This is a genomic window from Plantibacter sp. T3 (assembly GCF_902506515.1).
In the GTDB taxonomy this organism is placed as follows: Bacteria; Actinomycetota; Actinomycetes; order Actinomycetales; family Microbacteriaceae; genus Plantibacter; species Plantibacter auratus.
The window spans coordinates 423,591-430,987 of record NZ_LR733286.1; the positions used below are offsets into that span (position 1 = coordinate 423,591).

At 70.1% G+C, this 7,397-nt stretch carries 8 protein-coding genes; 3 read left to right on the forward strand and 5 right to left on the reverse strand.

The features are described from left to right. The first annotated feature begins 79 nt into the window (after window positions 1-79). Together GV015_RS02075 and GV015_RS02080 are read left to right on the forward strand one after the other, a co-directional pair. The gene (locus GV015_RS02075) at window positions 80-2,080 is read left to right on the forward strand and encodes an AarF/ABC1/UbiB kinase family protein (RefSeq protein WP_159876257.1); all 2,001 of its coding nucleotides are present in this window, start codon (window positions 80-82) and stop codon (window positions 2,078-2,080) included. Between the two features lie 43 nt (window positions 2,081-2,123). Then, on the forward strand, window positions 2,124-3,374 hold the full coding sequence (locus GV015_RS02080; RefSeq protein WP_159876259.1) for an APC family permease: 1,251 nt from the start codon (window positions 2,124-2,126) through the stop codon (window positions 3,372-3,374). Between the two features lie 39 nt (window positions 3,375-3,413). Here GV015_RS02080 and GV015_RS02085 read toward each other — a convergent pair whose 3' ends face one another. The 5 genes from GV015_RS02085 to GV015_RS02105 all read right to left on the reverse strand — a co-directional run bounded on the left by GV015_RS02085 (window position 3,414) and on the right by GV015_RS02105 (window position 6,681). Beyond that, window positions 3,414-4,064, reverse strand: coding sequence for a GntR family transcriptional regulator (locus GV015_RS02085; protein ID WP_124767670.1), 651 nt, complete (start codon window positions 4,062-4,064; stop codon window positions 3,414-3,416). 141 nt (window positions 4,065-4,205) lie between these two features. Then, window positions 4,206-4,808 (reverse strand): hypothetical protein, encoded by a 603-nt coding sequence (locus GV015_RS02090; protein ID WP_159876261.1) that lies wholly within the window; start codon window positions 4,806-4,808, stop codon window positions 4,206-4,208. 134 nt (window positions 4,809-4,942) lie between these two features. Beyond that, complete coding sequence (locus GV015_RS02095; RefSeq protein WP_159876263.1) at window positions 4,943-5,278, reverse strand: nuclear transport factor 2 family protein; 336 nt, start codon at window positions 5,276-5,278, stop codon at window positions 4,943-4,945. A gap of 347 nt (window positions 5,279-5,625) precedes the next feature. After that, the gene (locus GV015_RS02100) at window positions 5,626-5,952 is read right to left on the reverse strand and encodes a hypothetical protein (protein WP_159876265.1); all 327 of its coding nucleotides are present in this window, start codon (window positions 5,950-5,952) and stop codon (window positions 5,626-5,628) included. Between the two features lie 306 nt (window positions 5,953-6,258). Beyond that, window positions 6,259-6,681: a hypothetical protein gene (locus GV015_RS02105; protein WP_159876267.1), complete on the reverse strand. Its 423-nt coding sequence runs from the start codon at window positions 6,679-6,681 to the stop codon at window positions 6,259-6,261. Window positions 6,682-6,856: 175 nt separating this feature from the next. Here GV015_RS02105 and GV015_RS19285 point away from each other — a divergent pair. Continuing rightward, window positions 6,857-7,397 (forward strand): DUF222 domain-containing protein (locus GV015_RS19285; protein WP_371416581.1); only part of this gene is annotated, 541 nt, incomplete at its 3' end.

The window sequence follows — 7,397 nt, forward strand, 5'->3', positions numbered from 1 at the left end:
GCGCTCGCGCTCGCTCAGCCGGGCCGGATACGCTGGCGGGCGGGGCGAGACGACCGCTCGACCCACGAGGGGATGCCGGATGCTGACTGACGCACTCACCATCGTCCTGGCGGTCGTGTCGGCACTGCTCCTCGGATTCGCCGCGCGGCGGGTGCTCGACGCCCCGGTCGGATGGCCGCGCAGCATCCTCGTCGGGCTCGTCGTGTTCGTCACCGGCCCACCGTTCGTGAACTGGCTGCTGCAACAGACCGGCCTGGTCCAGCCTGGTGAGGCCGGAGATGCTCGAGCAGCCTTCGCAGCGATCGCCGTGGCGCTCCTCGCGATCGGTTGGATCTTCGCGCTCGGCCTCGGTGTCCTCGTCGCCATCGAGGTCATCATCCCGACCCGGCCGCTGATGAACCCGATCGACGTCGTCCGCTCGGCGATCAAACGACGGCGACGGACGAGGCGATACCTGCAGATCCTCGCCATCGCATCACGACACGGTGCCGGCTGGCTCGTGCACGGCCGGTCCCGCGTCCAGCTCGAACTCACCACGAGCGAGCAGCGCGCCAACGCGATCATCGCCACGATCAACGATTCCGGCGTCACCTTCGTGAAGCTCGGACAGGTGCTCTCGACGAGACGCGACCTGGTGCCCGAGCCGTACCTCAGCGCCCTCGCGTCGCTGCAGTCCGAAGCGACCACGCTGCCCTGGCACGAGGTCCAGGTCGTCATCGAGACGGAACTCGGTGCTCCCATCGACACCGTGTTCGCGTCGATCGACTCCGAACCGCTCGCGGCCGCGTCCGTCGCGCAGGTGCACACCGCTGAGCTGCTCGACGGCACCCCCGTGGTCGTGAAAGTCCAGCGACCGGCCGCCCGGGTGCAGGTCGAGGCCGACGCCGACATCGTCGTCCGCCTCGCCGAGCGCGCTGAGACGCACACCAAGTTCGGGCAGGACCTCCGCCTCGCCTCCGTCGCGCGGGCCTTCACCTCGACGCTGCTCGAAGAACTCGACTACCGGATCGAAGCCCGCAACGTGGAGATGATCCGCAGCACCTTGAAGCGTCGCGAGGAGCGCGACGAGGGCGTCCGGATCACGGTGCCGCGCGTCTATCCGGCGGCCTCCGGCGCCCGCCTGCTCACCATGGACCTCGTCGACGGGTTGCCGCTCAGTCGAGCACGGGACCGCATCGCGACCATCCCCAAGGAGGAACGCGAGACCCTCGCGACCGGCCTCATGGAGGTCGTGCTCGAACAGATCCTCGTGCACGGCGTCTTCCACGCCGACCTCCACCCGGGCAACGTCATCCTCCGCGAGGACGGATCGCTCGGGCTGATCGACTTCGGGGCCGTCGGCGTCATCGAGCGCAGCCAGCGGCAGCGACTCACCGCGGTGATGCTCGCCACCGTCAGCGAGGACGACATCGCGGCGACCGACGCCCTCCTCCTCATCGTCGACCTGCCGGAGGACGCCGACCTCGACGCCCTGCGCCACGACGTGGGCATCGTCATCACGACCGAGCGTCACCGTCCGGGCGGCGACGGCTCGATCTTCAGCCGACTCCTCGACGTCATCCGGCAGCACCACATCGCGCTCCCCGGCGACCTCGCCGCCGCGTTCCGCAGTTTCGCGACCCTCGAAGGGTGCCTCAAAGCGCTCGACCCCGAGTTCGACATGTTCGAACAGGCCCTGCCGATGGTCCCGCGTCTCCTCCGCCGCTCGCAGTCCATCCGGCAGACGGCGGTCACCCTGCAGGCGCAGGCCGCCGTCACCGCCGCGTTGGCCCGTAACCTCCCGCGTCGACTCGACTCGCTGCTGTCCGGACTCGAGGACGGGACTGTCGGCGTGACGCTGAAGGGCTTCGCCGACGAACCGGCGAAGGGGCTCGTGGAGGGCGTGACCGCTGAGATCGTCGGAACCCTGATCTCGATCGCCGCCCTGGTGATCGCCGTGGTCCTCGTCGTCACCGGTGCCGGCCCGGTCCTCCCCGGCGGCCTACGGGTGTTCGACCTGATCGCAGCGTTCATCGGGTTCCTCGGCTTCCTCGGGCTGCTGCGTGTCCTCCGACAGACCGTCGTCCGTCGGGGTCGGTGACCGGAGCACCCCGCTGTTCACCTGACGGCACTACCGTGATCGGGTGAGCGATCCCCGACTGCAGCGACGCCTGGGCACGAGCGCCGCGGTGTTCATCGGCCTGGGCTCGATGATGGGCGCCGGCGTCTTCGCGGTCTTCCAACCGGCGGCGCAGGTCGCCGGCGCGGGACTCCTCATCGGGCTCGTCATCGCCGCGGTCGTCGCCTGCTGCAACGCGATGTCCTCCGCGCAGCTCGCCGCACAACTCCCCTCGGCCGGCGGCACCTACCTCTACGGCCGCGAACTCATCGGGCCATGGTGGGGCTTCGCCGCCGGATGGAGCTTCGTGGTGGGCAAGACGGCGAGCGCCGCAGCCATGGCGGTCGCCTTCGCCGCGTATGCGGCACCGGCCGAGTGGAGTCGTCCGGTCGCCGCGCTCGCGGTCGCCCTGGTGGTCGTGACCAACTGTCTCGGGGTCACCCGCACCGCGACCGCGACCCGGGTGATCGTGGTGGCCGTCCTCCTGGTGCTCGCCGTAGTCGTCGGTTCAGGCGTCGTCGGGCCGGAGGCCGGTTCGACGGGGGTCGCGTCGCTCGGGTTCGACGCCAGCCCGCTCGCCGTGCTGCAGTCGGCGGGGCTGCTGTTCTTCGCCTTCGCCGGGTACGCGCGGATCGCGACCCTGGGCGAGGAGGTCCGCGACCCGGCCAAGACGATTCCCCGCGCCATCGGGGTCGCATTCGTCGTCGCCGTGGTCGTCTACGCGGCCGTCGCGGTCGTGTCGCTGCTCACGCTCGGCGCGGACGGCCTCGCGTCCAGTGCGCGACCGTTGGCCGCGGTGGTGGAGACGAACGGGTGGCCGTGGGCTGCGACGCTGGTGCGACTCGGTGCGGCGGCGGCCTGTCTCGGAGCATTGCTCGCGGTGTTCGCGGGCATCGGCCGGACCGCCTTCGCGATGGCGAGGACCGGCGACCTGCCGCGCGCCCTCTACGCGGTGCACCCGCGCTTCGCGACCCCGTACCGCGCGGAGCTGCTCGTCGGCGCGGTCGTCATCGTGCTCGTCCTGCTCGTCGACCTCCGGAGCGCGATCGGGTTCTCCTCGTTCGGCGTGCTGCTCTACTACCTGGTCGCCAACGTCGCGGCGTTCCGCCAGACGCGCGAGCACCGACGGTACCCGCGCGCGGTCAGTGTGTTCGGCGCCGTCGGTTGCGTCGTCCTCATGTTCACGCTGCCGCCGACGTCGGTCATCGTGGGCACGGTGGTCGTGCTCCTCGGGTTCGCCGGGCGGGCGGTGCTGGCACCTCGACAAGCTCGGTGACCGGCCCCCGGTCCCTGAGCTTGTCGAAGGGCCGACCGGCTACAGCTGCGCGGAGAGGCGGAAGATGTTCTCGACGGCCAGTTCGGCGGCGATCGCGTCGCCGGCCTCGACCGCCTCGCGGAGTGCCGGGTAGCCCTGCTCCTTGGCAGCCCAGTCGGTGTTCTCCTCGGTGCGCGTCGCGGAGGACCGGTAGGTGAGGCCGTCGATGATGTCCTTCGTCGCCGCGACGAGCGTGGCGTTCGGGCAGGCGGCGATGAACGCGTCGAAGAGCTCCCAGCTGAGTCGCCCGTGCTCGGCGATGTCGCGCTGCTCGACGACCACGATCACCTGGTTGATCGAGCGGACGAGCGCCTTCTTCTGCGTCGCGCCGAGGCCGGGGACGGTGACGCGGACGACACCGCCGAGCATCGCGCCCAGCGTCTGCATGACCTCGGTGCGCTGCGCCGGGTCGGGCAGGGCGACGCGGGTGTACCGCTGCGCGGCCATCTCGATGAGGCCGACGCGGGCGAGGTCGTTGAGGGCCTCGCGGATCGGCGTGCGGGAGATCCCGAGCCAGGACTGCAGTTCGCCGTCGTTGAGGTGCTCGCCGGGCTCGAGGGTGCCGTCGAAGATGGCCGTGCGGATGCGCTCGACGGCGACCTCGCGGAGTGAACGACGCTCGACGGGCGGGTTGGCTGAGGGCACGGGCATGCGGGATCTCCTTCGTCGGCGAATGCTATGCCATCAGCGTACCGAATATCAGCGGATCCACCCGGGGTTGACGGGAGATTCGACGACACCTGACGGGCGGGGTCACGCGCGGACATCGCCGGGACGCCCTCCCGCAGGCGGCTAGTCCTGAGGGATCAGCGGGACGATGTCGCGGCTCGGCGGCACGACCTCGCCGCTCTTACTGCCGCCGATGACCTTGCCCTCGGGGCGGTCGTAGACGAGGTCGAACTCGGTCTCATCGGTGCGCACCCAGGCGCCGATCCAGCCGGTCGCCGTCTCGCCGACCGGTGTCGCCTGGAGGAGCGAGTAGCCGGCGGACGCCATCGGGCCCTTCAGCTCTTCGGGCGTTCCGAGGCCGAGCGTCACGTAGTCGAGGTTGACGGCGCGGGTGGTGACGGAGACCCGGTACGGGAAGACGCTGCCGCCGTACTCGTCGCCGGCTTCGAGTCGGACCTGGACGAGCATCGGACGCAGGCCATCGGTGGTGCCGGCAGGCGCCGGGAAGTCGTCGACGATCGCGAGGGCGGTCACCTTCGTGCCGTCGACGTCATCCGTGAGCGTCTGCTCCTGCACCGGGGTGCTCGGCGGCTGGGAGACCGACGGCGTGGGCGAGGCGAACGATCGGCCTGCGTCCGACGAGGAGCCGGTGGAGCAACCGGTGAGGGCGATGGCAGCCATCGTGAGAGCCGCGGCCAGGGTCGTTCGACGAGAACTGATGCGCATGACTCAATCCTGTCAGACGCGCCCTGGTGCGTTCCGTCGCCGGAGGACGCTTCCGAACGACACGGTCGGGCTCCGTAGGCGTGCCGGGGCGGCCTTCTCGGAGAACCGGCGAGGGGCGCTCCCGCTGCAGCCGCTCAGACGGCGCCACCGAAGTAGACCTCGACCTCCCGGACGGCGCCGTCCACGACACGAGTCGCCTCCAGGTTGCGGTACGTCTTCCCGTGCACGACGTACTCGTAGCGGTGGAGGACGATGCCGTCGGTCTCGACGATCTGGAGCGTCACGCCGGGGGTGTCGAAATGGTCGGCGCTCGGGAAGCAGCGTTCCAGCCAGGTCATTCGGTCGATGTGGTCGTCCTGCGGGCTCGTGAAGACGAAGTCCGCGTGCATGAGCGCCTCGGCAGCAGCGCGATCCTGCTCGCGGAACGCGCGCATGAATGCCAGAACCGTGTCGATCGCCGATGAACGCATGCGGTGATCCTAAGCGCGGGCCTGGCGCCGCGGTCGGGGAAGGTGTCCGCGTGGGGCCCTTCGCCAAGCCCAGGGACCGGCTGCCGACGTTTCAGTCCCTGCGCCGGTTGCGGGGCCGGCTTAAACCTCCCGCAACGCGCTTCGACAACCGCGGAGACTCGTTCCCTGAGCCTGTCGCAGGGCCCACGAGCAACCTCCCGCACCGCACCTCGACAGACTCCGCGACCGTGTCACCGCCGGTCCCTGAGCTTGTCGAAGTGCACCCCGAGGGACCTTCCCGGACCGCACCTCGACAGCCGCGGAGATCCGGTCCCTGAGCCTGTCGAAGGACCCCCGAGCAACCTCCCTCACCGCACCTCGACCGGCTCGGCGACCGCGTCACGGCCGGTCCCTGAGCTTGTCGAAGAGCGCCTTGACGAAACATCAACTGTCGGATAAATACCCAGATCAGGGTCCGATTCGGTGCGCGTTCGAATGTCAGTGGTCCGTGTTTGGATGGATCCATGACCAGCCCCGCACCGAACCCGCTCGCCGCCGCCGCGGCCGGGTTCGATGCGGTCTGGCAGGGCGCGCTCGATGCGATCCGTCCGGGCTCGGGTGTCGCGGAGCAGCTCGAGAACATGAACGACGAGGCGGTCCTCCGGGTCCTGGACGAACTCGGTGCCGTGCAGCATGCGGTCGAGGTCCTCGCCGCCCGCGTCGTCGGTGCGATCGCCCTGCGCCCGTCGCCCAGTGGCCGCGACGGCACCCTGGTGCGCGCTGCTGGTTACGCGAACCCGGGCGTCATGGTGTCCGAGCGGTGGCGGGTCTCCCGCGCCCGAGGCGCAGCGATCGCCGAGGTCGGTGCTGCCATCACACAGCCTCGCGGGCTGCTCGGCGAGCTGGAGGAATGTCCGTTCCCAGCGATCACCGCCGCCCTCGAACCGGCCGCCAGTCCCGAGTCATCGAACACCGACGCGGTCCCGGATGACACCCACCCGTCAAGCGATGGCGGCACACCCAGAGCACCCCTGAGCGTGGATGGTGCCGCGGTCATCGTCCGCGAGCTCCGCAACGCCGGACGCATCTGCACCAGGGTCGAACTCCAGGCGGCGTCGGTCATCGCCATCGAGCACGCCGCGCACGCGCCCCTGCAAGACGTCACCCGCATCGCCAAACTCGTCCGCACCCGCCTCGACCAAGACGGCCGCGAACCCCGCGACGAACTCCTCCGCCGAGCCGAACGCTGCACCATCCACGAACTCCCCACCGGCATGACCCTCCTCCGCGCCGAACTCGCCCCAGAAAGCGCCGCCTTCATCCGCGCCGGCCTCGACGCCCTCATCGGCGCCACCCTCCGCAAACCCCACTTCATCCACCCCGACGCGGTCGACCCCGCCGACCAACCCGACGGATCCGGTCACCCCATGCCCGACGGGCCGTCACTCATCCCCATCGACCGGCGACGCGCCATCGCCCTCACCGAGACCTTCCGACACCTGGCCGGCTGCAGCAGCGCCGCCACCGAACTCACCCCCGTCACCGTCATCATCCGCGCCGACCACGACACCCTCGAAACCGGTCGACCGGCGACGCGCCATCGCCCTCACCGAGACCTTCCGACACCTGGCCGGCTGCAGCAGCGCCGCCACCGAACTCACCCCCGTCACCGTCATCATCCGCGCCGACCACGACACCCTCGAAACCGGTCTCGGTGCTGCCACCATCGACGGCATCGACGAACCCATCGGAGCTGGCGCCCTCCGCCGCCTCGCCGCCGACGCCAACCTCATCCCCATGATCCTCAGCGGACCATCCCAAGTCCTCGACCTCGGCACCAGCACCCGACTGTTCACCCGCGGACAAAAACTCGCCCTCGCCGAACGCGACGGCGGCTGCGCCTGGACCGGCTGCACCCACCCACCATCCTTCACCGAAGCCCACCACATCACCTGGTGGTCCCAAGGCGGCCCCACCAACCTCGACAACGGCATCCTCCTCTGCCCCTTCCACCACCACCGCATCCACGACGACCACTGGACCATCACCATCCAAAACGGTGTCCCCTGGTTCATCCCACCCAGCCACATCGACCGCCACCAAACCCCCATCCGAGGCGGACGCCTCCACCTCGCCGCCT

Excerpts from the sequence above, each read along its gene's own strand:
- GV015_RS02100 (WP_159876265.1), bottom strand. The coding sequence starts at position 5,952 with ATGCTGCACGGCACCGAGTTCGTCCAGGACCCGGAGGACCGCCTCGTC.
- GV015_RS02075 (WP_159876257.1), top strand. The coding sequence starts at position 80 with ATGCTGACTGACGCACTCACCATCGTCCTGGCGGTCGTGTCGGCACTG.
- GV015_RS02090 (WP_159876261.1), bottom strand. The coding sequence starts at position 4,808 with ATGCGCATCAGTTCTCGTCGAACGACCCTGGCCGCGGCTCTCACGATG.
- GV015_RS02095 (WP_159876263.1), bottom strand. The coding sequence starts at position 5,278 with ATGCGTTCATCGGCGATCGACACGGTTCTGGCATTCATGCGCGCGTTC.
- GV015_RS02085 (WP_124767670.1), bottom strand. The coding sequence starts at position 4,064 with ATGCCCGTGCCCTCAGCCAACCCGCCCGTCGAGCGTCGTTCACTCCGC.